This is a genomic window from Aliirhizobium sp. YIM B11859 (assembly GCF_057163345.1).
This window is the reverse complement of sequence record NZ_JBXHAY010000001.1, coordinates 192,177-216,185: the sequence shown is the minus strand read 5'-3', so window position 1 is coordinate 216,185 and position 24,009 is coordinate 192,177. Positions and strand designations below refer to the sequence as shown.

Below are 24,009 nucleotides of genomic sequence, written 5' to 3'. Positions count from 1 at the left end.
CCTTTCTAGGGGGCGCCCCCGCCCTCAATCGGCAGGATTAGTTGACACCGGCCGCCTTTGCGAACCGGCGCATGCGAACGGCAATGGGCATCCTGAAGTGTTTCAGTGCCCCGGGTGCTTGCATCGCCGTTTTGAGGAACCCGCCGACGGATCTGCGTTTGACTTCGTCGACGAGTGTGAGAAACGAGCGGGCCTCGATAATGCTGCGGGTACGGCGCTTCTGCGCCGCCATCTCAACCGGACCCAGCGTGTAACGTGACAGGAACCGGTTATCTCCCTCCAGCATGTCGTCCAGGTGCTGGTGTTTCAGCACCCGCGATATCGAACCCTGCCGCAGATAATAGACATAACCGACATTCGGATCGACTGCGCACCGCCCGCCGGCGGCCAGTGCCGAGGCGAACAGGATATAGTCCTCGCCGATCTTCAGCATGTCATCGAACTTGAGATCATTCTCGATCAGAAAAGCCCGGTTAAAGATCGGCTTCATGTAGCCGAAATTGAACGTGGTCTTGAAGACCAGGTTGGAATCAATGAATTCGGCAAGCGTGATCTGGTGCTGTTTTGCCAGCTGCTCTCTGTCGAACATCGTCTTTGCCGCTCCGCCTTCCAGCGGCACGACATCGACATTGTCGACCACGATCTGTGCTTCGAGCGATTTCGCATGCAGGATCATCGACAGCATGCGCTCCGGCTTGACCGCATCGTCGGAATCGAGCGTCGCGATCCATCGTCCGGTGGCCGCCGCGATGCCTGCGTTGCGCGCCTTGCCCGGTCCGCCATTCTCGGCCTGGCAGATCAACCGCACGCGAGGATCGCTGTAGCTTTCGGCAATCTCGACGGTGTCGTCAGTCGAACAGTCGTCGATGACCATCACCTCGACGGTGACGCCGACCTGCGCCAGCGCACTGTCGATCGCACGCTTCAGCGTATCCTCGGCGTTATAGGCCGCGATGATGAAGCTGACATCCGGGCGCGAGGCATCGACGATCATGCAGCCTCCGTCGTGCCGTATTGGCGGATTTCGCGAACCCCGAGCATGCCCATGACGGCACCGACATGCAGCGCGCCGCGCAGCGCGTACCGATTGCGCCTGACCGGCATCAGGGTAAAGGCCGCCGCGATCGCCCCGCAATAGGAAGCCTTGACCGCCGCGATCAGTGCCTTCGGCAGGCGCCGGGCACCCGGGTTGTTGGCGGCAACGATCCGGCCATGTGTCTGGCCCGAGCGGAAGCGCCGCTTGGCGAGCCAGGAAAAGCTCGCCCGGCCTGCCGGCACCGGCTCGACGACCAGCGCCTTTTCAGCGAACTCGATCCGCCCGCCGCTTTCCGTCAGCTGTGAGAAGAAATGCGTGTCTTCGCCACCGCTTTGGCCAAGTGCCAGTGCGAACAGCCGCCCCGCGACATGCGGCGAGTTGAGGTCGAGCAGCGTGTTGCAGGTATAACCGGTGATGATCCGCTCGTTCACCCAGACCGGCATGGTCGAATGGAAATCGCCATCGCGCATCCAGGCGGCACTGTCGTCGCCATAGATCGCCCTGACCGGACCGAGCACGGTATCGGCACCCGTCGCACGCGCCTTGTCGTAAAGCGCGGCCAGCCATTCCGGCGTCGCCGTCTCGTCATCGTCGATAAAGGCGAGAAAATCCGCATCCGCCGAGGTCAGGCAGGCATTGCGGGCGATCGAGATATTCGATTTCGGGCAATGGACGTAAAGGATCGGGAACGGCGAGCGTTCGCGCAAGGCTTCCACCAGTTCCCGGGCGCTCGGCACCGCATCATTGTCGGCAACGACAAGACGCACTGTCGCCCCCTCCGGCACCGCCAGCTTGAACAGCGATTCCATCGTGTCCCGCAGCGCGGGACGCCGGAAGGTGCAGATACCGATATCGATGCGGACCGGAGCGGGATCGATCGTCATGCGGCCTTCTTTCGTTTGATACGCAGCAGTTCCATCCAGAAGCCTGCCGACCATGCCAGATGCATGATCATTGCCGGGATAGACGCAAACAGCGCGATAGAGTTCCGCTGGCCGATTGCCATATAGGCGCCATAAGCGAGGCAGGCGACCATCCACACGGCGACCGGCACAGCCGCCCACCAATGCAGCAAGGCCAGCACCGCACCGGCAACGACGGGCGCGACCGCAAGCGGGATCGCCTGGCGGATCTTCGGGATAGCCCTGTGCTTCAACAGGTTCTTCGCCCGGCCCCGGCCGTAACCGAGATATTGGCGAAACAGCGCCGAGGCGCTGGAACGCGGATAATAGGTCATGAAAGTCTTGCCGGTCATCCAGATGCGATAACCTGCATCCCGCATGCGGAAATCGAGTTCTGCGTCTTCGTTGTGGCTGAAGCTCTCGTCATAACCGCCGACCTTGCGATAGGCCGCGATCCGCATCAGCGCGTGATGGCCATGGTCGACCCATTCGCCACCACCGCCGGCGCGGTGCTTGGAGCCGCCATTGCCGAGCTTCGAATTCTGGGCGATCGCGGCCGCCTGCTGGAAGGCGCCGAAGCCGACCGTTTCCATGCCGACCACGACTGAATCCGCCTGGTTGACGACGGCCTCCTCGATCAGCGCCTGGCAATAATTGTCCGGATAGTCGCCATGCGCGTCGATGCGGATGAGATAGTCGCGTCCATCACCGAACTGCTTGATCGCCAGGTTCATCGCAGCGCTCTGGATGCGCTTGGGATTGTCGAGCAGCACCAGATCGGCAATCTCGCCGATCAGCCTGCGAACGATATCCGGCGTTCCGTCGCGACTGCCACCATCGGCAACGACGATCAGCATGTCGGTCTGCCCACGCTGCTTTTCGAATTTGCGCAAAAGCGGCTCGATCGTTTTCGCCTCGTTGAGGCAGGGGATCACGAGCAGGACGCGCGGGCTTACCCGCGCCTGAACTTCGGCTTGGGCTTGGGCTTGGGCTTGGGCTTGGGCTTGGGCTTGGGCTTGAAGGTTCGTCATGCCGGAACCGGGAATGCTACTCTCTACCATATTCCACCTCACGACTGCAGGGTTGATGCTGCCTGCATTTCAGCAGGTGAGCGTAAATCAGGTTTTAACGCTGCTAATTTAGCGACGAGTGCCCGGCAGTCCGCCGGTCCGGTAACCCACTGACCGCGCTCGACGGCCGCGATCCGGGAAAACTGAACTTTATAGGCTTCGGCCGTCATCTCTTTGAAAAGCATTTCCAAAACATCCGGCGTCGCCTTGTCGATCGTGATCCCGATGCCGCGACGGGCCAGGAAACGTCCGGTTTCGGTCGAAGACAATGCAATCGGCACCGCGCCGTAAAGCCCGCCTTCGTAAAGCCGGTTCGGCAGCAGCCATTCGGAATTCAGGCCTTCCTCGAAGAAGTCGATCGCCCAGTTGAACTGCACCTCGTCATAAATGCGGGCGAGATCCTCCGGGTTCTTGTAGGACCCGTGAAACGTGACATGCGGCGCCTCTGCGACGAGGCGGGCGAAATCGTCGAACTCGCTATAGGCAGGACGACCGCGCAGTACGATTTCCACCTTGCCATCCATACGGGCGGCAAACTCGGTGAGGATGCCGAGCGACTTGCGGCAGCGGATCGCACCGAACCAGCCGATCCGCCATGGCTGCCCATCCGCCGGCGGGCGCGGCAATTGCTGCGCCGGCGCGGCATCCGGCCCGAGCGCCAGAACCTTGTTCTCCATCAGCAGCACCGGCAGCGAAAGCCCCGAGCGCGGCTTGAAGAAATGTTCCACGAAAGCCGGAGAACTGGTGATCAGCAGTTGCGCCCTTCGGCCGAAATATCGCTGCAACGCCCTGACAAGCCGACCCTTCCAGCCTTCGTCGAGCATCAGGCGATGCACATCGAGGCACTCGTAGACGACCGGCATGTGATGATCGAAAAGCCCGGCCGTGCGGCCTGCAAGTGCGAGTGTCTCGATATTGCGGGCAACGATGACATCCGGCCTGCGGATCCCGGCAAGCCGGCCCTTGAGACCGAGGCTCGCCTTGACGATGGCACCGATCCGCTGGACGAATTTTCCGTCGGACGTCGTGCCGAGCACGATCGTCTGAACACCGGTCTCGCCCTCCAAAAGGTTACGCCCCCTGGTGAAGCCTGCAACCGTCACCTCTGCGCCCCCGGCCTTGAGGGTCAGCACGCGCCGCCTGATGGCCGCATCGGCCAGATCGTGGGCGAGGTAGAGAACGTGGATGCTCAAACGGGCCTGCTCCTGTGCTGAAAAATTCAACGCATTATGACAAACGAGGAAATCGTCGAACCGCCGGGACGGTTCAGTCGAGATTGCAGGCCACCGATTCCGGGAACTGGCATTTATCGCCCGGAGCGGTAAAGGAAATGCGGTCAATGACCATCGACGCCTGCCCCTGATAGGAGAAGCGGCCCATCCAGTCCTTCAGGGTGTCGGTGCCCCAGAGGCTGAGGAAGATCTTCTGGTCATGGGTCGGGATCTTCGACGCGTCCGTCACCTCATGAACGAGCTTGCCGTTGACGAAGTAGCGCAACCGGTCCTTTTCCCAGACGAAGGCATAGTCGTTAAACCCCTGGTCGGCGCCGCCGGCGACCGGAACCAGCTTCTCGTTGCCGCCCTTGCCGCCGATATACTGGTTGAGCTGCACCTGGCCGGTGTTCTTGCCCAAAACCTCGAAGTCGATCTCGTCCCAGGGCTGCTTGTCGGTCGGACCGATATAGCTGAAGAAGGCGGAGTTGAGTCCGGAGCCGGTCGCCGCCTTCATCCGCACCTCATAGGTGCCGTAGCTGTAGCGCGACTTGGTCTGCACTTCGCCGCAGAGATATTTCCGGTCCTTCGACTGCCCCTCGGTCAGGTTGAGCGTCAGCGTACCGCCGGCAGTATTGATCTGCGACTTGGACCACGTGCAGTTCTGGTGGGCGCCATTGTTCCAGCCATCGGCGACATACCAGAACGAGCGGTCGAAACTGTCGAAATTTTCGACGAACGACTTGTTGTTGAGCGTACCCTGCGCCGACGCAGGCGCGATGGCTGCAAGCATGGAAACGCCGAGAGAGACGATGGCGGCCGGGATTTTTGTCGAGATGGTCGTCATGGTTCACCTACGCTGTTGCGACAGTTTGGGCTCCATCGGGGCGGAAGACCCGACGGGACGGCTCGAAACGGATTTGGCGATCTTGTCCCTTCGTCCGCGGCTGCCGGTCAGCAGCTGATAGACGGGAGACGCGACCCGCATGATGACGGCATTGCTGATCACCAGGATGACAAGCGCTGTAACAACCGAGCCGACATAGAAGAACGGATAGGTACCGGCCGTGCCGACCCGGTTCCACACCATCCACATCAGCACCAGCAGTGGATAATGGGCGCAGAATACCCAGAAGCTCAGACTGCCGGTTGCGGCAAGCCGCTGGCCGAGGCTGCTTCTGATCGCGATCGACGACAGCATCCAGACACCGAATGCGCCGACGATCGACAGGACGTTGCGGGCCAGATCGACACTCCACGGGAACTCCGGCCCGTTCATGTAGATCGCCACCGACAGCGCCACGGCGCCGGCAAGTGTCGCGACGGTACCCGGCAATGCGAAGCGGTCCAGCGCCTTCAGATCGGCCTTGCGCAGGGCAAGATGCATGCCGAGCGCAAAACTGAACAGGATCGACCTCTTGATGACGATGCCGAGGTTCAGATCGGGAATAACCGCCAAAAGGAAGAGTATGACGAGTGTCGGCACAGCCCCGCGCCGCATCAGGAAAAGCAGGATCGGCGACAGAAGGATGCAGACGAAGAGGTCACGCAGGAAATAAAGCGGCACATTGATCGGCAGCCCTTCGGTCGCCAACCCATAGGTCATCAGATCGCGGAACGAAGAATTCCACAGGTCGGGAAGATAACCGACGGTGATGTCGACGCGTTGAAGCGCCAGCGCCACGAAGAAAAGACCGAGGTTCCACAAGAGGAACGGCAGAAGCACGGTCAATGCCTTGGAGCGCACGATCTTGCCATAGTCGAAAGAGGCCTGCCCCTTGCGCAACAGGAGATAGCCGGAGATCATGCTCAGGCACGGCACGCCGATCCGGAACAGGCTGTCGCCGAGAAACACGCGCAACCAGTCGAACCATCCATTGCCACCGAGAAACGGACTTGTCTCGGGATCGCTCGGCACGTGCACGAAGACGATGCCGCAAATCAGCAGAATACGCATCAAATTGATACGGGAAGAAATGTTTTGATCAACAGTCAAACCAGTCACCCCTTTTGAGCAGTGCCCCCCGCCACCGCCAGTTCAATCAGAGCAGACTTGAGCCCGCATGAGTGATCAAGCATCACGTGGAGTTTGGAACAAAATGTGGCATTGCAGCAAAAAGGCGAGGTGCGAAATCTTGCATACCCCCGTTTCCGATAGCTGATCATAGATCACCACTCGCTCGAAACCCTTGTGGAACATGGGCTAACGGTGGATAGCTCACCCAGATTTGCTGCATCGCAATATAAATCAAAATCGGAAAATCGATCACTTTTTCTCGCGGGATTGTGCAGCATGTGTGAAGAGCCTCACCCAAACAGGGCAAATTGTGGCGAAATATTGGCGATCGTGCGGCAGAATCAGTACGGGACGCAATCTCGCCCCATGCTCCACAACCCGGTATTCCAGCACCGCCGCGGCACTTCGCCCTGATCGGGAAACGTCACGAAAAACAGCCGGACCTCACGGGCCCGGCTGCGGAAATATGGAAAATTCAGATTTTTCTTAACCAGCTGACGGAAACACCGGCCGTGCGTCCGTCCGGCGCCCATCAACTTGAGGTATGGCTCAGATGGCGGTCGCGCGGTTCATCGCCGTGCGCCGATCAAGCACCGAAAGGGCCTCGTCGACGCTCGGTACGATCGCCGCACGCTCGCCGTTGCAGGTACCCCAGGCCTCGATGAAGGTGCTGGTCTTGCCGTAGCTGTTGTCGAGCACGCAATGATCGGCATCGAGCAGCAGGCACATGATGTGACCATGCATTCGATCGGTGATCACCTGCTTGGCAGAGCTGAGCAGTTTCACGCCGCGCTCGAACCGCTGTTCGGCACGCTCCCGATAGGTCAGCTCCGTCATCTTGGCACGCCCGCCGACATTGCCGCGCAGCAAAGCCTTGATGATGGCAGCCCGCTTGGTGCGCTTCTGGTATTCAGCCTCGTCTTCCAGCGGCCAGTCGGCCTTGATCACGTTCGGGCGCGCCATGGCGTGGGCGATATCGTGCGGCGCACCGACTTCCTGATCCTCGCGCAGGTTGAGCAGCAGGTCATGGCTGGGCGCCGGGCGCGCGACCGGGCCGATGCAAAACGCCATGTCCGGGCAAAGCCGGATCTCGCACTGGAACCATTTGGTGGCGAATTCGAAGCTTTTCTTGTCGCGCACAAGCAGGGTGAAATTGCCGTGCTTTTCGATCGCCCGCGCGGTGCTTTCGACGTTTTCCTGGTTCTTGAAGTGGATCGTCTGCGGCATCTGGATGATCGGGCGGCCCTTGTGGCGGGTCAGCATGTCCTCGCGAAACTCGCGATAGCCCGGCCAGATATCGCCGAAATTGCCGCCGCCATGCAGCAGAATCTGGCCATCGCCGATCGCCGCCATCATCCGGTCCTCGCGATAGGTGCGGATCTCGCTGACAAAGGCCGGTTTCGACTGCGCCTTGTCGAAATAGGCAAGTTCGCCGAGCCAGATCGCACTGTCCCCGATATTGTAGTGATTGGGGAAGTCCAGAAGGGCGTAACGTCCCGACAGATCGATGAGATCTCCAAGGCGATCGCTGATAATCCCCTGAAGCCTCTTGATGGTCGCCGTGCTCGTTTCCTGCATGATCTCTCCTTGACGTAAATCTCTTGAATTCCGGAACGGATTTTATCTCTGGGCCACAGGCCTGAAGCGCGACGGCACCATCGACATGACGATGGCCAGATAGGGCCGGATCATGCCGAAGGCGAAGACAAGCATGAACCCGGCATAGATGACGGCGCCGAGCGCGATGCAGATACCGGTGCCAAGCCATGCCGGGGTAACGAGCGCCATGATTTCCGGCTTTGCGAACCACACACAGACGGCCATCACCAGAGATCCGGCAAATGGCATCGCGATCGCCTTCATCGTCCCGAGCGGATCGATATCGGCGAAGCGTTTCAGCACATATTGCTGATAGGGCATGGTCAGCCACGCCCTCAGAGCGTAACCGGCGGCAACCGCGATAATCCCGTAAGGCACAAGAAGCCAGGTCAGCACCACTGTCAGCGCAAGCTGCAGGGCCGCGACGGACAAGATGCTTTCGGCCCGGTTGACAGCCGCAAGCGCCGAGGAGGCAAACACGTTCATCACGAACGGTACGGCCATCATCACCAGCACGGTCGCGACATCGCCGGCATTTCCCCATTTATCGCCGAACAGGAAAACGATCAGCTGGTCGGACAGCGCCCCGAAACCGAGCAGAAGCGGGAATGTGCCGAGCGCGGCCAGGCTGACGATCCGGTTATAGGCATTGCGGAAGGCGACCCGATCGTTCTGCAGCTTGGACAGCGTCACCAGCGCCACGCTACCGATCGGCGACAGCACCGCCTGCGAGATCAGCTCGATCAGCCGCCAGGCAATCCGGTAACGCCCGACCTCGACCGAGCCGTACCAGCGCGAGATGAAGATGTCCTGCACACGCGCCAAAAGCATCCACAGAAGCTGGCTGACGACGAGGCTGATGCTGAACAGGAAGATCGACTTGAAGATGGTGAAGTTGAACCGCAGTTTCGGGATCCAGCGATAGGACAGCCAGCCGAGAACCACGATGACGACCGCATTGACGGCCGTCTGCGCCACCAGCGACCAGACACCCCAGCCGAGGAGAGCCGCAGCGACCGCGGTCGCACCGGAGAGCAGGCTTGCGGCAATGCTCTGCGCGGCAAGGTTCTTGTGGCCGAAATCGCGCGCCAGTCGGGCATTGTGGATGACGGCAAGCGATGACAACGGCAAAAGTGGTGCCAGCCATTCGAGGATCGGCACGACGGCCGGATCCCTGACCAGCTCGCCATAGGCCGGAGCGGCGAAAAAGATGATCGCCGCGACCGTGACGCTGAATGCAAGCGACGCCCAGAAGGCCGTATCCGCCAGTTCCTCGTCGAGTTCGAGCTGCCGGGTCACGGCATCACCGAGGCCGGCATAGGCAAGCACCCTGCCGATTTCCACGAACAGGCTTGCGAGCGCAAACGTGCCGAAATCGGCCGGCCCCAGGATCCGGGCCAGCACGAGGAAGATGATGAAGGTCGCGACCGTGCTCCAGCCGACGCGCACGATCGACCAGAGGATCGACGTTGCGGTTTTTTTCTTCAGCTCGCCACTTTCGACAGCGCTCACTTCGGCGGCACTAACTTCCATGAACAATCCAATCGATTGAATCGACGACTACAATAGAACGAGGCGCGACATGCTTAAGATGCGAATGTGAAAGCCGCGCAATGGTCCGGCAATATCGAGGCGCTTGCCTCAAGACGCCGTCGGCCGGCGCCAATAAGCGATAACCCCGGCAAGGTTCTGCTGCACGGTCGCGCGATAGGTCAGCCCCATCGCGGCATCCAGCTTGCGTCCGCCGAAGATCTCCTTCACCGCCTGGCGGATATCCCACCGAAGCATGCCCCGCATGTTGGAGCGGCGGTCGAACATGTATTTGGCGTAAAGCGCACCGTTTCCATAGGAATAGCCGTTATGCAGCTTCTCGATATCCTTCAGCTCGCGCCGGCCATGGAAATGCTTGACCTTGAGTTCGGGCCGGTATTCGACCGCAATCCCCGCGGCAAAAGCCCGGTGGATGTAATCGGTATCCTCGCCGGAACGGAACTCGGCGCCGGCCCCGAAACGCGGATCGAACAACCCGATCTTTTCGACCAGGGCCTTCGGGAACGCCATGTTGCAGCCGTGGATGAAGCCGCCCGCATGCAGATCATGGGTCAGCACCGCGCGCTCGGAATCGGTCTTGATGGTGATCGGCAGATCGCGGTCATCGCCGAGATCGACCCGGCCACCGCGCATGACGATCACATCGTCATCGGCAAACAGACCGGCCAGCACGTTGAAATAGTCCGGTGCGACTTCGCAGTCGTCATCGGTAAAGGCAAGGATACGGCCCCTGGCGGCGGTGATGCCGGCATTGCGGGCATTTGACAGGCCGGGCTTGGTTTCATGCACGATCGTCACCGGCATGGGCGCCGATGCGCTCCATTGGCGTACGATATCCGACGTTCCATCGGTGGAATTATTGTCGACGAAAACCAGTTCCAGCGACATGTCTGTCGCATTCAGCGCAGCTCTGGTCAGCGCATCGAAACATCCAGACAGCGCGTGCGCCCTGTTTCTGGACGAGATGACGACACTGAAATCAACAGCCTGGGGGAGCATCGCGTTCCCTTCAACGATCAGATCAATTTCCGACGAATGGCGCCTTTGGGCACCGCCCTTCGGCACGGCTCGTTATTGCACTGCAACACATTTGTCCCGCAGAGAGAAGCTGAAAATGTGTTATTTTCATGTTTTTACAACACGGCCAAAAGCCCTATGCCAAGCGCCGGGTTAATCGCGCGGACCCGGCGTATCCTTTTGGTTCAATGGCTTGCAGTTTCAGCCGCTCTTGCTTTTGCCGTAGTTCTCGTCTTCTTTTTCGCGTTGCAAAAATGGTGGATGGTCGCGATGGTCGCAGCAAGCAGCGACTGGGCAGATAAGCCCGATCGCCACCTTTCCGATCAACGGGGGCTGAGACAACATGGCAAAATTCACCATCGTTATTCCCTTCTACCAAAGAGAAGCAGGCATTCTGTCCCGCGCTCTGACCTCGATCTTCGCGCAGAGTTTCGAGGATTTCGACATCGTTATCGTTGACGACGAATCACCCTTGCCCGCCGCTGTCGAACTCAAGGACGCACCGGCCGAATGGATGGCGAAGATCCGCGTCGTCGAGCAGAAGAACGGCGGACCGGGCGCGGCCCGGAACACCGGTCTCGACAATGTCCCGGCCGACACGCAATTTGTTGCCCTGCTCGATTCGGACGACATGTGGCTGGCGGACCACCTGAGAAATGCCCATGAGTTCATGACCCGCTTCGGCGCCGATTGTTATTGGGCCTCGATGCAGGACAGCGCAGAGTTTTATTACCATTACGGCATGGCCAAACTGGCGGAGAAGGAAGGCGGCGACACGCTGTCGCTGGATCCGCTTGTGCTGGAAATCCCCAATCTCGCCAGCGTCATGCTCAAGGACTGGGCTTTCCTGCACTTAAGCTGCATGGTGATCGCGCGGCCGCTGTTCGAGACCGTAAGGTTCGATCCGGTGCTGCGTCTGGCGGCAGAAGACGTGCTTTTCTTTGCCGATTGTATCCTCAAATCGCGCCGCACCGTGTTGTGCGATACAGCCGGCGCGGCCCGTGGAATGGGGGTCAACATCTTCCACGGCATCGACAATCAGTCGCCGCTATTCCTCAAGCAGCAATTCAACACGCTGGTCGCGCTGGATACGCTGCAGAAACGTTTCGAAAGCCGGCCCGAAGACGTTGCCTCGATCGCCGTCTACAAGGACACCACCCGCCGCCAGGCGCTTTGGAGCCAGGCTGGCCGGCTAAAACGACGCCAGTCGCCGGATTTCGGCCTGCTGGCGCGTTGGGTTATGCGTGACCCGGCCATACTCGGCGCCGCCATGCGCCTTGGCACTGGCAAGCTGCGCATGGGATGAGCCGCAAGGCGGGGCAAGCCGCCCCTCCCCCGCGGTGTCTCGGCTCCGCTCAGGCTTTTGCGTGACGGTCCTTACGGGCTGGTCACTGGAACGCCAGCGAGAAGATAACGCGGCGAGGTTGGCAGGGATGCCGCCGACGAGGCATTGTTTCGCCGAAGCGCATCGTATTTATCGTGGAAGATGCCGATGGCGACTGCCGGAATGGCACTTGGCCGGGCCAGCATATGCCGGATGGCACCGCCCTTGCCCATCTCCCGCTTCACGTCCAGAAACGCCCGCAACTCGTAGCGGCCGCGGATATGATCACGGTGCTGGATGAGCACGTCGCGGGCATCCCGTGGCAGCGCCGGTGACGCAAGAATGGCATTGTCGGCCTCGTAAAGCCGCATCAGGTCTTCCGTCCGATGCCGGCTGCTGAGCGAATCGCCGCGCACGACGGCGCCATAGCCGCAATGTTCGATCACCTTGTAACGCGCTCCGAGCACCAGCGCCCGCACGTAAAAATCATAATCCTCACCCAGCCGAAGCTGCTCGTCATAGACAAGGCCATTGCCGACGATGAACGACCGACGCATCACGGGCTTTAGGAAGCCGGTCTCGCCCCGCGGCTTTCCGCGCAGGGAAATATTGCCTTCGACGAACTGGACGAGAGACATGCTGCGCGCCCTCGACTGGAAACGTGCAGGCGACGCCAGCGCAGCCGGATCGGCGACGAAGGCGATGTTGTCAGCGATGAAATCCCAGTCGCTCTCGGCAAGCATCGGCGCAAAACGCCCTGGAAAAAAGAAATCATCCGCGTCAAGAATGGCGATCAGCGGCGCGGTGGATTGCGCGATCGCCGCGTTGCGGGCAGCCGACGGGCCACGATTTTTCTCGAACGAGATGATCTTGATGCGCCCGCTTCCGTCATCGGCTGCAAGTGCCGCCCTGTCGGTCCCGTCGCTCGAACCGTCATCGACAACGACGACTTCCGAGACCATGTCCTCGCGCAGCGCCGATGCCACGGCAAGCCCTATCGTATCGGCAGCGTTTTTCGCCGCGATGATGACGCAGATCGTTTGAATCTCGGATAAAGCCATAACCTTCTCCATCGCCTGTATCGTGCCCCATAGAGCAGACTATCAAGCTTAGGAAAATGGCAGCGATGTGAAAGGGCTAAATTTCGGGGGGGCGACATCCCGGCAAAATTGTCCAACCCGACCGATCTCCGGATGATCCGGCAGCGGTCGAGACAGCCAGGGCCTGACGGAAACGTTACCGGTCGTGAATGTGCATCCTTGCCGCGGCATCTGCGGTGATGTTCTCGCGGCTGGGCTGTTCGGCCCTCGGCTTGTTCGCGGCGACATCCACCGGGCGGGTGGCGGCCTTCTGCTGCGCCTCGCGCCGAACCAGATAGAGGATGCCGACGAAATAACCGACCTGAAGTATTACCGCGCAAAGAATAGTTTCTGTCAGCGCGGTCAGAAAGGAACCCGTCATCACATACGTAGCCACCGCAAACACGGCAAGAGTGCCTATAATGCTGACGAACACGCGTGGTGCGTACATGCTCATTCCTCCCGGGGAGATTTTCTTATGGTTTTATCGACTTGATCGATCCACTCCCGCCGCCTCTACATTACGGCTCAAACGGAGAGGTTTCAAGATTTTCACGCGGTCACAAATTTTGGCCAGTTAATCTTTTGTAAGATTCGTTTCCGGACCCAATAGCTGCGTTTAAAACGGTTCAATACCCTGTTACCACATCGATACACCACATTTTTGCCACATTTACGCCGGATTTGCCGCCACTTGGAACAATGAGACGCCGTCGACCCACGCAGGGCCGCGTTATCCGTTCACTTATTGTTACAAAGGTCACACCGCGCGATCATGCGCGTTTTGCGCCGCACCATTGTATTGCAGTGCAGCAGGCCTAGGCCTTTGGTCCCAAGAGCAAGCTACTTTCGGCTTGAACCCCAAGAAGCGACGCATGAATTGGCCGCTCGCAGAGACAGGTATTACATTCGCGTCAAGTTTCGATTACGAAGAATATTCGAGATCGATTCAATTTTACAGGCACGCGGTAGTATTTGTGTAAGGCTTTATATTTACGATCACCACCTGCAGCTGTGACCGCATCGCTTCCGCCGGACCCGATCCGGGCACTCCCATCATGGCCGCGAAAATTTTTGTCTGGCATCAAATTCAGAACACAGACTTATTATCACATAACTGCTCAGTGATGCGCCGATAAGGCACCGACTATCGCAAAACCTAAATGGAGTCCTCTCTATGAAGTCAGCGACACGTTCGGCAGATACGCCGCTATCCGAACTGGATCATTCTGCCATGGCGCTGCCCATTGGCGGACTTGTGAAACGTACGTTCGACGTTACTTCCGCGGGCTTGGCCCTGATCGTTTTCAGCCCGATCTTCTTGATGATCATGGCACTGGTGAAATTCACCGACAAAGGCCCGGCCTTTTATGGCCACGGCAGGATCGGCCACAAGGGCCGGACCTTCAAATGCCTCAAGTTCCGCACCATGGCGGTCAACGGCGAGGAAATCCTCCGCAATCACCTCAGGGACAATCCCGAGGCGGCTGAGGAATGGCGCCAGACGAGAAAGCTTCGCGACGACCCCCGCGTCACTGCGGTCGGCCGTGTGCTGCGCAAGCTCAGCCTCGACGAACTGCCGCAATTGCTCAATATCGTTCGCGGTGAAATGAGCGTCGTTGGTCCACGGCCGGTGGTCGATGACGAGCTGAAAGTCTATGACAGCTTCGCCGTCTACTATCTGCAGACCCGTCCTGGCCTGACCGGCCTGTGGCAGATCAGCGGTCGTAACGACGTCTCCTACGAAACCCGCATCGCTTTCGACACGCAATACGTCCAGAACTGGTCGTTGTTCAGCGACGTGTCGATCATTCTACGGACGATCCCGGCTGTCTGCCTTGCTCGCGGAAGCTACTGAGGACCGTCCTGAAGCGCGCCGTTGACTGGTCCTTCCGGCGCGCCATATCCACCACGCAATACCAGAACCTAGGAGATCGAATGGATATCCGACCGGTCCTTTCTCGCGGCTTCCCGACGCTGGCAATAGCGGCGGGAACTCTTGTTTTGTCGCTTGCCACATCAGCGATCGCGCAGGACGCCGCCAAGGCCCAATCGCAGGCGAAGACCAGCAAGCCGGTACAGCAGGCCCAGGCCGCAGCATCGGCGCAGTCACCGGCACCTGCGACATCCCCGGCACCGGCTGCAGCAGCGCCGGCACAGACGGCAGCGTCCACTGCTGCCGCTGCGGATACTGCCAAGGGCAAGGAAGGCGCCTATCGCCTCGGCGTCATGGACAAGCTTAAGATCCGTGTTGCCGAATGGCAGCCGGCCGATGGCAGCATCCGTGACTGGGACGCCGTCAGCGGCGATTACACGGTCGGACCGTCGGGCGCCCTTTCGCTTCCCTTTATCGGCGATCTCGACGCGGCCGGAAAGACGACCGGCGATGTTGCCGAAATGATCGGCAAGGAGCTTCAAAGCAAATTCGCCCTGCGCAATCTTCCCTCCGCGTCTGTCGAGATCTCACAATTCCGTCCGGTCTTCCTCGCAGGCGATGTCGACAAGCCGGGAGAATATCCCTATTCGCCGAACCTGACTGTCCTCAAGGCCGTCAGCCTTTCGGGTGGCTTGCGAAAATCCGACGCCGGCCAGCGTTTTGCCCGTGACTTCATCCGGGCCCGCGGCGATTTCCAGGTCAGCGATTCCGAACGGGGGCGCCTGATCGCCCGCCATGCGCGGTTGGTCGCGGAAATTTCGAACACAACCGAACTGTCGATCCCGGCGGAGATAAAGGATCTCCCCAACGCCAAGGAATTGATGGCAAGTGAGGCGGCCTTGATGAAATCGAGGCGGCAACGCTACGAAGCCCAGTTGACGGCGCTTGCCGATCTCAAGACGCTGCTCAACAGCGAAGTGCAGTCGCTGGCGCAGAAATCGAACACCCAACAGCGTCAGATGCAGCTGTTCAATGACGACCGCGACCGGATGACCAAGCTGTCCGAACAGGGCCTTGCGACCTCGAGCCGCCGTCTTTCAGCCGAAGAGCGGGCATCCGACCTCGAATCCAACATGCTGGATACCGATACCGCCGCACTGCGTGCCAAGCAGGATATCACCAAGGCAAATCAGGACGAGATCAATCTGCGCAACGACTGGGACGCCCAACGCGCCCAGGAACTTCAGGACACCGAGGCACAGCTCGAAAAGCTGGGGCTGGAATTGTCCACCGGCCGCCAGCTGATGTCCGAGGCCCTTGCCCAGTCGGCCGAGGCGATGAAGTTCGATCCGTCCGCCAAGGATGCCCTGATCAAGTACACGATCGTCAGGGAGACAAGCGACGGGCCCAAGCAGATCAGCGTCGACGAGAATGCCACGCTTCGCCCCGGCGACGTGATCAAGGTATCGTCAGAACTGCTGATGCAGTAGAGGTGTCAGCCCTCGCATGAAAATTGCCAAGTCCACCCTCATCGACCCGGCAAAGAATGAGCTCTATGGCATTTTCGCCATAGCGCTCTCTTTTTTCGTGTTCGCCTATTCCGCGCGGTTCGGCCAGCTTTCGATCCTCGCCTTTTATGGCGTCTGGTTCCTGCTGGTGATGGTCGATTACCGCAAGGCGCTTGGCAATTATCTGAAATATGTCTGGATATTCAGCTTTGTCCTGTTCTGTTTCGTATCCGCCTTCTGGTCTCAGGCATTCGGGATATCGCTGCGTACTGCCATCCAGTACCTGACCCATGCCATCTGCGCGCTGATCGCCATGCGTGTGGTCAGTGCCCATACGCTGACCCGCGGCGCCATCGTCGGCGTTGCCATCGTATTGGTCTATTCGCTGCTGTTCGGCACCTATCTGCCGGATGCGATCGACGGCACCTATAGTTTTGTCGGAGCCTTCTCTTCAAAGAACCAGCTCGGTTTCTATGCATCTCTCGGGGTGTATTTCTGCTATGCGGCCGTGATGGTCTTTGGTGAGCGCAGGCTCTGGCTGCCAATCGCCATGGTCGTCAGCCTTCTGTCCGCCTATTGTCTCTTTGCCTCCCAGTCCGCCACTTCGGTCATCACCACCCTCGCCATTGTCGCTGGCTGCATCGGATTGCAGGGGTTCATGATATTCTCGCCCCGGCACCGGCGCCTCTTCTTCAGCGGCGCCGTCGTGCTTGCTGTCGCAACTGTTGTTGGTGCTATGCAATTCGGCGCTGCCGACGCTATCCTTGGTGTCTTCGGCAAGGATACCACGCTGACCGGTCGTACCTATCTCTGGCAGCAGGGCTTCCTTGCAATCGCCGATCACCCGATTTTCGGTATCGGCTACCAGGGTTACTGGGTCGTCGGCTTTCCGGAGGCGGAGCGTCTGTGGGACTATTTCGGCATTGCCGGACGCAGCGGCTTCCATTTTCACAACACCTATATCGAAACCATGGTCGAGACGGGGGTCGTCGGCATGGCGCTGCTGGCATTGATCATGCTGACAAGCCTGTTTGGCCACTTAAAGCGGTTGTTGACTATCGCCAGGACACCGGAATCACTGCTCCTGTTCGGCATCATGAGCCTTCTTCTCGTCCGTTCCTTTGTCGAGATCGACGTGATCTTCCCTTACCAGATAGGATCATTCCTGCTGTTTTACGCAGCTGGAAAACTGACTTTGCGCAAGGCGACCCAGCCGAAAAAAGCGCCGGCAAGCCGGATGCACCCGATGCCCGCCTGAAGAGCTTCACCTCTTAAGGCTTCCCGTCATGTCGGGTACCCCGCGTAACAGGTCGTGACTTGCTCTGAAAATTGACAACAGTAAAAGGCGGCGCGGATCAATCCGCGCCGCCTTTTTCTGATTGGTTCTGCGAGGTAGGCACCTCGGCTCACTCGTGTCGGTCAGGCAGCCCTGGCGGCATCGAGCGGGATCTCGACATCGATCTCGAGGATCGAGACATTCTCATCGCGATCGACCTTGACCGTGACCCGGTCGCCGTCGAGCTGCACATGCTTGGCGATGACGGCGAGGATTTCCTCGCGCAGGATCGCGGTGAGGTCGGAGCCCGAAGAGGCGCGCTCATGGGCGAGCAGGACCTGCAGGCGCTCGCGCGCTGCAGGCGCCGAGCGCCGCGACCGGGTGAAAAGACGCAGTATGCTCATGCGGCCTTCCTTCCGAAGATTTTGCCGAAGATACCCCGCTTTTCGCCCGGTACCGTCACGGGGACAACTTCGCCGGCCAGACGGCGGGCAGCTTCAAAATAGGCCTGTGCCGGCGCGCTGCGCTGATCGGCAAGCGTCACTGGAGAGCCGAGGTTGGAGGCCTTCAGCACATCCATGCTTTCCGGAATGATGCCGAGAAGCGGGATGGACAGGATTTCCAAAACGTCGTCGACCTTCAGCATGTCGCCACGCTCGGCCCGGACGGAATCGTAGCGGGTCAGGAGCAGGTGCTTTTCCATCCGCTCGCCGTTTTCGGCCTTCAGCGTCTTGGAATCGAGCAGACCGATGATCCGGTCGCTGTCACGCACCGAAGAGACTTCCGGATTGGTGACGACGACGGCCACATCGGCATGGCGCATGGCAAGGGTGGCGCCCTTTTCGATGCCGGCCGGGCTGTCGCAGATGACCCAGTCGAAATATTTCTTCAATTCGCCGATGACGCGTTCGACGCCCTCTTCCGTCAGCGCATCCTTGTCCCGCGTCTGCGAGGCCGGCAGCAGGAACAGCGTGTCGAGCCGCTTGTCGCGGATCAGCGCCTGCGGCAGCTTGGCATCGCCATTGATGACGTTGACGAGGTCATAGACGACCCGACGTTCGGCACCCATGATCAGGTCGAGATTGCGAAGCCCGACATCGAAATCGACGACGGCGACCTTTTCATTGCGCTGTGCAAGCGCTGCACCCAGTGCGGCTGTCGATGTCGTCTTGCCAACACCGCCCTTGCCGGACGTCACTACGATGACTTTCCCCATCTTGTTCTCCTGATGTCTGACCATATTGCGGTTCAGAAAAGTATGTCTGCCATGATCACGTCGCCCTCGAGCGACAGTTGCACGGCCCGCCCGCGAAGGCTTTCGTCCATGTCCTCGGCCATCTTGTAGATACCGTCGATGGCAATCAGCTCCGCCTCGAGACGGCGGCAGAAAATCCGTGCATTGGTATTGCCGATCGACCCCGCCATCGCCCGGCCGCGCAGCGAACCGTAGATGTGGATCGAACCGCCGGCGATGACTTCGGCACCGGATGCGACCGAACCGACGATGATCACATCGCCTTCCGGAAAGATGATCGATTGGCCGGAACGCACCGGCTCGTCGATGGTGAGCGACCGCGGGATCGCCCGCACCTGCGGTGCTTCCGCCCTGACGGGTGCCTTGACTTCCGCGGCCTCCGTTTCCGGCTCTACCTCGCGTTCCGTCACCTCGACATCGGCTGCAGGCTTGCCACCCTTCATCGCCGGCGGCATGTCAGGGGTAAGCTGCGAGGGGCGAGCCCCCTCGACACCCATGATGCGGACCTTGCGTTCGGCAAGGTCGTCGATCAGCTGTTTCAGTTCCGCCTTCTTGAGCGGCAGGTCCGAAACGTCCAGCACGACCGGACGGTCGAGAAAGAAGCCGGCCGAGCGGGCCGCCAGATCATCGAGGCGGTCAAGCCATTGATCCAGCGGAAGATCCGGCGAAAGAACGACCGCCAGGAACGAACGGCCCTTGATGCGAATGGAGCGAGCGTCTGTTAGCACTTTGGTCATCTACGTTAAAAAATCGTTGCCCGATGTCTACCGCTGACATGGTTAACAAACAGTTAACACGACCGCCCAGGTCTTAAGATGCGGTAAACAAATGCGACTGGGAGAGGGTCGTGCAGGCGATAGCGCAAAGCCTGAACGCCGAGCCTTGATCGAGGCTGATGCCGCCTGTCTTTTCGAGTGATCCGCGGAGGCCGCCCTTGTTTCGGCACGGTAAAAAAGTGAAGGCGGACCTCATCGGGCCCGCCTTCTGGAACATCAATCCTGAATGTCGATCGGAAAACCGGGAAGAATCAGTCTTCCTGAATATGGCTGTGGTGCTTGGTGTCGCGCATCTTCACATAGACGACCAGCGAGATTGCGATCATGATCGTCACATACCAGAAGAACCAGCTTTCATGGCCGATCTGCTTGAACTTCAGCGCCACGAATTCCGCCGTGCCGCCGAAGATCGTATTGGCAAGCGCATAAGGCAGCGCCACGCCGAGCGCGCGGATATGCGCCGGGAAAAGCTCCGCCTTCACCACCGCATTGATCGAGGTATAGCCGGTGACGATCAGGAGGCCGACAAGCGACAGCAGGAAGGCGGTGAACGCATTGGTGGTCGCGGCAAGCGAGGTGAAGATCAGATAGGTGAACAGCGTGCCGAGAATACCGAACCCGACCATCAGCGGCTTTCGCCCGACACGGTCGGACAAGGCGCCGGCAACCGGCTGGCAGAGCATGAAGACAAACAGCGCCGCCGTGGTGATCTCGGTCGCCGTCTCCTTGCTGAAACCCGAGGTGTTGACCAGGAACTTCTGCAGATAGGTCGTATAGGCATAAAAGGCGAGCGTACCGCCGGAGGTCAGCGCCATGACCAGGAAAGCCTCTTTCGGATAACGGCGGAACAGTTCCCAGCCGCCGGAAGACTTTTTCGCATCCTTGTCGGCATTCTTGAACGACTGTGTTTCGGCAAGGCCGCGGCGGATATAGAAGACTACGATCGCCAGCAGGCCGCCGATGAAGAACGGCACACGCCAGCCCCAGGACTGCAGCTGTTCCGCCGTCAAAAGCGCCTGCAGCACGAGAAGCACCGCAAGCGCGACCAGCTGGCCGGAGATCAGCGTCACATATTGAAAGCTGGAGAAGAAACCGCGACGGCTGCGGCCAGCCATTTCGCTGAGGTAAGTGGCGCTGGCACCATATTCGCCGCCGACGCTGATGCCCTGCAACAAACGCGCGAAGACGAGGATGGCCGGCGCCAGAAGCCCGATCGTCTGGTAACCCGGCGTCACGGCAATGAGGAAAGAACCGAGACACATCAGCGTAACGGAAAGTGTCAGACCCGCCTTGCGGCCTTTTCGGTCGGCATAGATGCCCATGAACCAGGCGCCGATCGGCCGCATCAGGAAGCCGACGGCAAACACGGCGGCGGCACTCAGAAGCTCCGCCGTCTGGTCGCCGGAAGGAAAAAAGATCGGGGCGAAATAAAGGGTGAAGGCGGAATAGACATACCAGTCATACCACTCGACCAGATTACCGGCAGAGCCGCCGATAATCGATTTCAGCCTGACCTTTTCGTCGATGGGCGACGAGGTCACGTCTTTTGCCAAGGTGTCATCCACAGCGCAGATCCATTTCTGAAAAGCGCGGCGGCCGGAGGGGATGGGACATCGCGTCCGCGGGCCGCGCCAGGGGTTGGGGTGTCCCCCAAGAATTTGGGGTATTCCTCCGTGCTACCCCCGAAAGACGGCCCACGCCAGCATTAATTGGCGGTCAATACGACAAATTGGCGCATCGAAACGAGTGCCGTCTCAGAGAACCGCCGTCATCCCGCCATCGACATAGATGATCTGGCCGCTGATATAGTCGGACGCCGAAGACGAGAGAAACACCGCCGCCCCGACCAGATCCTTGGGATCGCCCCAGCGCCGCGACGGCGTACGGCCGATCACCCAGTCGTTGAATTCCTTGTTGTCGATCAGCGCCTGGTTCATGTCGGTCAGCATATAACCGGGGCCGATCGCATTGGACTGGATACCGTGCGGCGCCCATTCCGCCGTCATCGACTGGGTGAGCAGCTTCACACCACCCTTGGCCGCCGTGTAGGGGGCAACCGTCGGACGCGCCAGACCGCTCATCAGCGAACCGATATTGACGATCTTGCCCCGCCCGCGCGGCAGCATTCGTTTGGCGACTTCGCGGGCAACGAGGAAGGCGCTGGTCAGGTTCGTGTCGAGAACCTTGTGCCATTCGGCGCTGGTCAGCTCGATCATCGGCTTGCGCAGCTGGATGCCGGCATTGTTGACGAGAATGTCGATCTCGATGCCTTCCGCATCGAGCGCTTCGATGGCGGCCACAACAGCGGCCTCATCGGCAACGTCGAAGGCGGCCGCCATCGCGTTGAACCCTTCGGCACGCAGTTCCGCCGCCGTATCCTCGCAGCGTCCGGCATCGATGCCGTTGATGACGAGGCTGGCGCCTGCCTCACCGAGACCCTTGGCGATCGCCTTGCCGAGGCCGCGCGACGAACCGGTAACGAGCGCCGTGCGGCCCCCGAGGTTGAACAATTGCTGGCTCATGTTTTTTCCTGCTTCAGAATAGAGGAGCAACGAAGGCTCTTGAGGCCTTCGGCGGAAGGGAAACGAAGGCCCAAAGGGTCAGTTTCGGGGCCTTCGGCAAATTGCAAACCCAGGCCTTCAGGTCTTCGGATTGAGACCTTCCAGATGAAGGAGTAGACCACTATGGTCGCGCTCTCCACCGCCGGCGGCAACAAAATCCGAATATTCGCCATGCACCGTGCCGGTGAGCGGCAAGGTGAGCCCGAGATCTTCGGCAAGTGCCACCACCGCCCTGAGGTCCTTCAGCTGGTTTTTCGAAGACCCACCGGGCTCGAAATTCCGCTCCACCATCCGCGCACCGTGCAGTTCAAGGATACGGCTTTCAGCAAACCCGCCGCGAATGGCATTGCGAAACGCTTCGCGCGACGCACCGCCAGCCTGAACCAGGATCATCGCTTCGGCCACCGCACCGATCGTCACCGCGACGATCTGCTGGTTGGCGAGCTTGCACACCTGCCCCGCTCCGCTCGGCCCCACATGGGTGACCCGGCCGAGAACGCCATAGACATCCGCAAGACCTGCCACCACATCGCCGTCACCGCCGGCCATGATCGCCAGCGTTCCGGCATCGGCCCCGACGACACCGCCGGAGACCGGTGAGTCGAGATGCTTGATACCCATCGCAGCAAGCTTCGCCGAGTGTTCGCGGGCAATCGGAGGCGCAATCGAACTTGTATCGACCAGCACCGAACCCTGTTTCATCGCCTCGGCCACGCCGCCATCGAACAGCACGGCGCCGACGACATTCCCGTCCGTCAGCATGGTGAAGACGATATCGGCATCGCGCACCGCCTCGACCGCCGACGCGGCGACCACCGCGCCGTCGGCCTCAAGCGGCGTGGCTTTGGCCACATCGCGGTTCCACACCGTGATCGGATAACCGGCGCGGGCAAGCCGCCGCGCCATCGGCCCGCCCATCAGGCCAAGCCCGAGAAAGGCGATCCGCTTTTTCGTGTCGCCGGAGGTCATGCCTTGCCTCCCAGCTCATCCTCGATATGCACCTGGATGATCTCGTCGAAGTTTTTCTCCGAGGTAAAGCCCAGTTCGCTGGCACGCTTGGCCTCGAAGCCCGGAGCCCAGCCGGCAACCATCTTGATGATCATCTCGTCCGGCTGGCGGCGGATCAGCTTCACGGCATCCTCACCGGCCACCCGGCGTAGCGCCTCGATCTGTTCGCCGACCGTGGCGCTGACGCCCGGCATCGCAAGGCTGCGGCGCCAGCCGAGCTTCGAAAGATCGAGACCGGCCCCATGGATGAGAAAGCCGACGGCGGAGCGCGGCGACGTATGCCAATGCCGCACATCGTCGGATACCGGCAGGATCGCTTCCTGTCCGACAAGCGGCTCACGCAATATGCCGGAGAAGAAGCCCGACGCAGCCTTGTTCGGCTTGCCGGGACGGATGCAGACGGTGGGAAGCCGGATGCCGATCCCGTCGAAGAAACCCCGACGGCTGTAATCGGCCAGCAGCAGCTCGCTCATCGCCTTCTGCGTGCCATAGCTGGTGAGCGGCGTCAGGAAATAATCGTCCGGGATCGGATAAGGCAGAGGCGCGCCAAAAACGGCGATCGACGAGGTGAACACCACCCGCGGGAAATAGCCATCCTTCTGGTTTTGCAACCGGATGGCATCGAACAGGAAGCGGCTGCCATCGAGATTGATGCGATAGCCCTTGTCGAAATCGAGTTCCGCCTCGCCCGACACGATGGCCGCCAGATGGAAGATCACGTCGGGACGCGCCGCAATCAGCTTTTCCGCCTCTCCCGGCAGACTGAAATCCGAAGCGAGCGTCACCACCTTGCCGGAAAATCCGGCCGGCACCTCGGGCTCTATGACATCGACCAGCGTCAGCGCATCGATGGGCTTGCCGTTCAGCGCCCCCTCCGAAACGAGACGCTGGGTGAGCTTGCGACCGACCATGCCGGCAGCACCGATAACAAGAATATGCATGA

The 24,009-nt window shown here is 60.1% G+C and carries 23 protein-coding genes; 4 read left to right on the top strand and 19 right to left on the bottom strand.

The features are described from left to right. Positions 1 to 37: 37 nt before the first annotated feature. The 10 genes from AC2GXZ_RS00900 to AC2GXZ_RS00855 form a co-directional block, all read right to left on the bottom strand. Positions 38 to 994, bottom strand: a complete 957-nt coding sequence (locus AC2GXZ_RS00900; RefSeq protein WP_483757245.1) for a glycosyltransferase family 2 protein — start codon at positions 992 to 994, stop codon at positions 38 to 40. After that, on the bottom strand, positions 991 to 1,920 hold the full coding sequence (locus tag AC2GXZ_RS00895) for a glycosyltransferase family 2 protein (RefSeq protein ID WP_483757244.1): 930 nt from the start codon (positions 1,918 to 1,920) through the stop codon (positions 991 to 993). The genes AC2GXZ_RS00900 and AC2GXZ_RS00895 overlap by 4 nt, the downstream gene beginning before the upstream one ends. Continuing rightward, on the bottom strand, positions 1,917 to 2,999 hold the full coding sequence (locus AC2GXZ_RS00890; protein ID WP_483757243.1) for a glycosyltransferase family 2 protein: 1,083 nt from the start codon (positions 2,997 to 2,999) through the stop codon (positions 1,917 to 1,919). Before AC2GXZ_RS00890 ends, AC2GXZ_RS00895 begins: the two co-directional genes overlap by 4 nt. An 8-nt stretch (positions 3,000 to 3,007) precedes the next feature. Further along, positions 3,008 to 4,201: a glycosyltransferase gene (locus AC2GXZ_RS00885; RefSeq protein ID WP_483757242.1), complete on the bottom strand. Its 1,194-nt coding sequence runs from the start codon at positions 4,199 to 4,201 to the stop codon at positions 3,008 to 3,010. A 73-nt stretch (positions 4,202 to 4,274) separates the two neighbouring features. Continuing rightward, positions 4,275 to 5,066 carry an endo-1,3-1,4-beta-glycanase ExoK gene (exoK, locus tag AC2GXZ_RS00880; RefSeq protein ID WP_483757241.1) on the bottom strand — a complete coding sequence of 264 codons (792 nt, stop codon included), beginning with the start codon at positions 5,064 to 5,066 and terminating at the stop codon, positions 4,275 to 4,277. 3 nt (positions 5,067 to 5,069) lie between these two features. Continuing rightward, positions 5,070 to 6,176 (bottom strand): acyltransferase family protein, encoded by a 1,107-nt coding sequence (locus AC2GXZ_RS00875; RefSeq protein ID WP_483757240.1) that lies wholly within the window; start codon positions 6,174 to 6,176, stop codon positions 5,070 to 5,072. 609 nt (positions 6,177 to 6,785) lie between these two features. Continuing rightward, positions 6,786 to 7,814: a polysaccharide pyruvyl transferase family protein gene (locus tag AC2GXZ_RS00870; protein ID WP_483757239.1), complete on the bottom strand. Its 1,029-nt coding sequence runs from the start codon at positions 7,812 to 7,814 to the stop codon at positions 6,786 to 6,788. Between the two features lie 42 nt (positions 7,815 to 7,856). Beyond that, positions 7,857 to 9,368 (bottom strand): lipopolysaccharide biosynthesis protein, encoded by a 1,512-nt coding sequence (locus AC2GXZ_RS00865; protein ID WP_483757238.1) that lies wholly within the window; start codon positions 9,366 to 9,368, stop codon positions 7,857 to 7,859. A gap of 108 nt (positions 9,369 to 9,476) precedes the next feature. Continuing rightward, positions 9,477 to 10,385 (bottom strand): glycosyltransferase family 2 protein, encoded by a 909-nt coding sequence (locus AC2GXZ_RS00860; protein ID WP_483757237.1) that lies wholly within the window; start codon positions 10,383 to 10,385, stop codon positions 9,477 to 9,479. Positions 10,386 to 10,604: 219 nt separating this feature from the next. Next, positions 10,605 to 10,763, bottom strand: a complete 159-nt coding sequence (locus AC2GXZ_RS00855) for a hypothetical protein (protein ID WP_483757236.1) — start codon at positions 10,761 to 10,763, stop codon at positions 10,605 to 10,607. Between AC2GXZ_RS00855 and AC2GXZ_RS00850 the strand changes: the two genes are divergently transcribed. Further along, complete coding sequence (locus AC2GXZ_RS00850; protein ID WP_483757235.1) at positions 10,747 to 11,709, top strand: glycosyltransferase family 2 protein; 963 nt, start codon at positions 10,747 to 10,749, stop codon at positions 11,707 to 11,709. The two genes, AC2GXZ_RS00855 and AC2GXZ_RS00850, sit on opposite strands and share 17 nt — an antisense overlap. A 71-nt stretch (positions 11,710 to 11,780) precedes the next feature. Here AC2GXZ_RS00850 and AC2GXZ_RS00845 read toward each other — a convergent pair whose 3' ends face one another. Together AC2GXZ_RS00845 and AC2GXZ_RS00840 are read right to left on the bottom strand one after the other, a co-directional pair. Further along, positions 11,781 to 12,788 carry a glycosyltransferase family 2 protein gene (locus AC2GXZ_RS00845; RefSeq protein ID WP_483757234.1) on the bottom strand — a complete coding sequence of 336 codons (1,008 nt, stop codon included), beginning with the start codon at positions 12,786 to 12,788 and terminating at the stop codon, positions 11,781 to 11,783. A gap of 175 nt (positions 12,789 to 12,963) precedes the next feature. Then, positions 12,964 to 13,257: an exopolysaccharide production repressor protein gene (locus AC2GXZ_RS00840; protein ID WP_483757233.1), complete on the bottom strand. Its 294-nt coding sequence runs from the start codon at positions 13,255 to 13,257 to the stop codon at positions 12,964 to 12,966. Between the two features lie 726 nt (positions 13,258 to 13,983). On the opposite strand from AC2GXZ_RS00840, the gene AC2GXZ_RS00835 reads away from it, so the two are divergent. The 3 genes from AC2GXZ_RS00835 to AC2GXZ_RS00825 all read left to right on the top strand — a co-directional run bounded on the left by AC2GXZ_RS00835 (position 13,984) and on the right by AC2GXZ_RS00825 (position 17,448). After that, positions 13,984 to 14,664 carry a sugar transferase gene (locus AC2GXZ_RS00835; protein WP_483757232.1) on the top strand — a complete coding sequence of 227 codons (681 nt, stop codon included), beginning with the start codon at positions 13,984 to 13,986 and terminating at the stop codon, positions 14,662 to 14,664. Between the two features lie 80 nt (positions 14,665 to 14,744). After that, complete coding sequence (locus AC2GXZ_RS00830; RefSeq protein ID WP_483757231.1) at positions 14,745 to 16,172, top strand: polysaccharide biosynthesis/export family protein; 1,428 nt, start codon at positions 14,745 to 14,747, stop codon at positions 16,170 to 16,172. Positions 16,173 to 16,188: 16 nt separating this feature from the next. Beyond that, complete coding sequence (locus AC2GXZ_RS00825; RefSeq protein ID WP_483757230.1) at positions 16,189 to 17,448, top strand: O-antigen ligase family protein; 1,260 nt, start codon at positions 16,189 to 16,191, stop codon at positions 17,446 to 17,448. Between the two features lie 161 nt (positions 17,449 to 17,609). Here the strand turns inward: AC2GXZ_RS00825 and minE are convergent, their stop codons facing one another. From minE to denD, 7 genes are all read right to left on the bottom strand, one after another. After that, complete coding sequence (minE, locus tag AC2GXZ_RS00820) at positions 17,610 to 17,870, bottom strand: cell division topological specificity factor MinE (protein ID WP_483757229.1); 261 nt, start codon at positions 17,868 to 17,870, stop codon at positions 17,610 to 17,612. Beyond that, the gene (minD, locus tag AC2GXZ_RS00815) at positions 17,867 to 18,682 is read right to left on the bottom strand and encodes a septum site-determining protein MinD (RefSeq protein ID WP_483757228.1); all 816 of its coding nucleotides are present in this window, start codon (positions 18,680 to 18,682) and stop codon (positions 17,867 to 17,869) included. The genes minE and minD overlap by 4 nt, the downstream gene beginning before the upstream one ends. A gap of 32 nt (positions 18,683 to 18,714) precedes the next feature. Then, on the bottom strand, positions 18,715 to 19,458 hold the full coding sequence (gene minC, locus AC2GXZ_RS00810; RefSeq protein ID WP_483757227.1) for a septum site-determining protein MinC: 744 nt from the start codon (positions 19,456 to 19,458) through the stop codon (positions 18,715 to 18,717). A 290-nt stretch (positions 19,459 to 19,748) separates the two neighbouring features. Then, positions 19,749 to 21,050 carry an MFS transporter gene (locus tag AC2GXZ_RS00805; RefSeq protein WP_483757226.1) on the bottom strand — a complete coding sequence of 434 codons (1,302 nt, stop codon included), beginning with the start codon at positions 21,048 to 21,050 and terminating at the stop codon, positions 19,749 to 19,751. A 201-nt stretch (positions 21,051 to 21,251) separates the two neighbouring features. After that, complete coding sequence (locus AC2GXZ_RS00800; protein ID WP_483757225.1) at positions 21,252 to 22,019, bottom strand: SDR family oxidoreductase; 768 nt, start codon at positions 22,017 to 22,019, stop codon at positions 21,252 to 21,254. Between the two features lie 117 nt (positions 22,020 to 22,136). Then, positions 22,137 to 23,027, bottom strand: a complete 891-nt coding sequence (locus AC2GXZ_RS00795) for an NAD(P)-dependent oxidoreductase (protein WP_483757224.1) — start codon at positions 23,025 to 23,027, stop codon at positions 22,137 to 22,139. Further along, positions 23,024 to 24,007 carry a D-erythronate dehydrogenase gene (gene denD / locus AC2GXZ_RS00790; RefSeq protein WP_483757223.1) on the bottom strand — a complete coding sequence of 328 codons (984 nt, stop codon included), beginning with the start codon at positions 24,005 to 24,007 and terminating at the stop codon, positions 23,024 to 23,026. Before denD ends, AC2GXZ_RS00795 begins: the two co-directional genes overlap by 4 nt. Positions 24,008 to 24,009 lie beyond the last annotated feature (2 nt).

What these genes read in the sequence shown, in the direction of transcription:
- AC2GXZ_RS00835 (WP_483757232.1), top strand. Translation starts at nt 13,984, where the DNA reads ATGAAGTCAGCGACACGTTCGGCAGATACGCCGCTATCCGAACTGGAT.
- AC2GXZ_RS00870 (WP_483757239.1), bottom strand. Translation starts at nt 7,814, where the DNA reads ATGCAGGAAACGAGCACGGCGACCATCAAGAGGCTTCAGGGGATTATC.
- AC2GXZ_RS00895 (WP_483757244.1), bottom strand. Translation starts at nt 1,920, where the DNA reads ATGACGATCGATCCCGCTCCGGTCCGCATCGATATCGGTATCTGCACC.
- AC2GXZ_RS00830 (WP_483757231.1), top strand. Translation starts at nt 14,745, where the DNA reads ATGGATATCCGACCGGTCCTTTCTCGCGGCTTCCCGACGCTGGCAATA.
- AC2GXZ_RS00845 (WP_483757234.1), bottom strand. Translation starts at nt 12,788, where the DNA reads ATGGCTTTATCCGAGATTCAAACGATCTGCGTCATCATCGCGGCGAAA.
- AC2GXZ_RS00850 (WP_483757235.1), top strand. Translation starts at nt 10,747, where the DNA reads ATGGCAAAATTCACCATCGTTATTCCCTTCTACCAAAGAGAAGCAGGC.
- AC2GXZ_RS00800 (WP_483757225.1), bottom strand. Translation starts at nt 22,019, where the DNA reads ATGAGCCAGCAATTGTTCAACCTCGGGGGCCGCACGGCGCTCGTTACC.
- minC (WP_483757227.1), bottom strand. Translation starts at nt 19,458, where the DNA reads ATGACCAAAGTGCTAACAGACGCTCGCTCCATTCGCATCAAGGGCCGT.
- minE (WP_483757229.1), bottom strand. Translation starts at nt 17,870, where the DNA reads ATGAGCATACTGCGTCTTTTCACCCGGTCGCGGCGCTCGGCGCCTGCA.
- denD (WP_483757223.1), bottom strand. Translation starts at nt 24,007, where the DNA reads ATGCATATTCTTGTTATCGGTGCTGCCGGCATGGTCGGTCGCAAGCTC.
- AC2GXZ_RS00890 (WP_483757243.1), bottom strand. Translation starts at nt 2,999, where the DNA reads ATGGTAGAGAGTAGCATTCCCGGTTCCGGCATGACGAACCTTCAAGCC.
- exoK (WP_483757241.1), bottom strand. Translation starts at nt 5,066, where the DNA reads ATGACGACCATCTCGACAAAAATCCCGGCCGCCATCGTCTCTCTCGGC.
- minD (WP_483757228.1), bottom strand. Translation starts at nt 18,682, where the DNA reads ATGGGGAAAGTCATCGTAGTGACGTCCGGCAAGGGCGGTGTTGGCAAG.
- AC2GXZ_RS00860 (WP_483757237.1), bottom strand. Translation starts at nt 10,385, where the DNA reads ATGCTCCCCCAGGCTGTTGATTTCAGTGTCGTCATCTCGTCCAGAAAC.
- AC2GXZ_RS00865 (WP_483757238.1), bottom strand. Translation starts at nt 9,368, where the DNA reads ATGGAAGTTAGTGCCGCCGAAGTGAGCGCTGTCGAAAGTGGCGAGCTG.
- AC2GXZ_RS00840 (WP_483757233.1), bottom strand. Translation starts at nt 13,257, where the DNA reads ATGTACGCACCACGCGTGTTCGTCAGCATTATAGGCACTCTTGCCGTG.
- AC2GXZ_RS00855 (WP_483757236.1), bottom strand. Translation starts at nt 10,763, where the DNA reads ATGGTGAATTTTGCCATGTTGTCTCAGCCCCCGTTGATCGGAAAGGTG.
- AC2GXZ_RS00875 (WP_483757240.1), bottom strand. Translation starts at nt 6,176, where the DNA reads ATGCGTATTCTGCTGATTTGCGGCATCGTCTTCGTGCACGTGCCGAGC.
- AC2GXZ_RS00795 (WP_483757224.1), bottom strand. Translation starts at nt 23,027, where the DNA reads ATGACCTCCGGCGACACGAAAAAGCGGATCGCCTTTCTCGGGCTTGGC.
- AC2GXZ_RS00825 (WP_483757230.1), top strand. Translation starts at nt 16,189, where the DNA reads ATGAAAATTGCCAAGTCCACCCTCATCGACCCGGCAAAGAATGAGCTC.
- AC2GXZ_RS00900 (WP_483757245.1), bottom strand. Translation starts at nt 994, where the DNA reads ATGATCGTCGATGCCTCGCGCCCGGATGTCAGCTTCATCATCGCGGCC.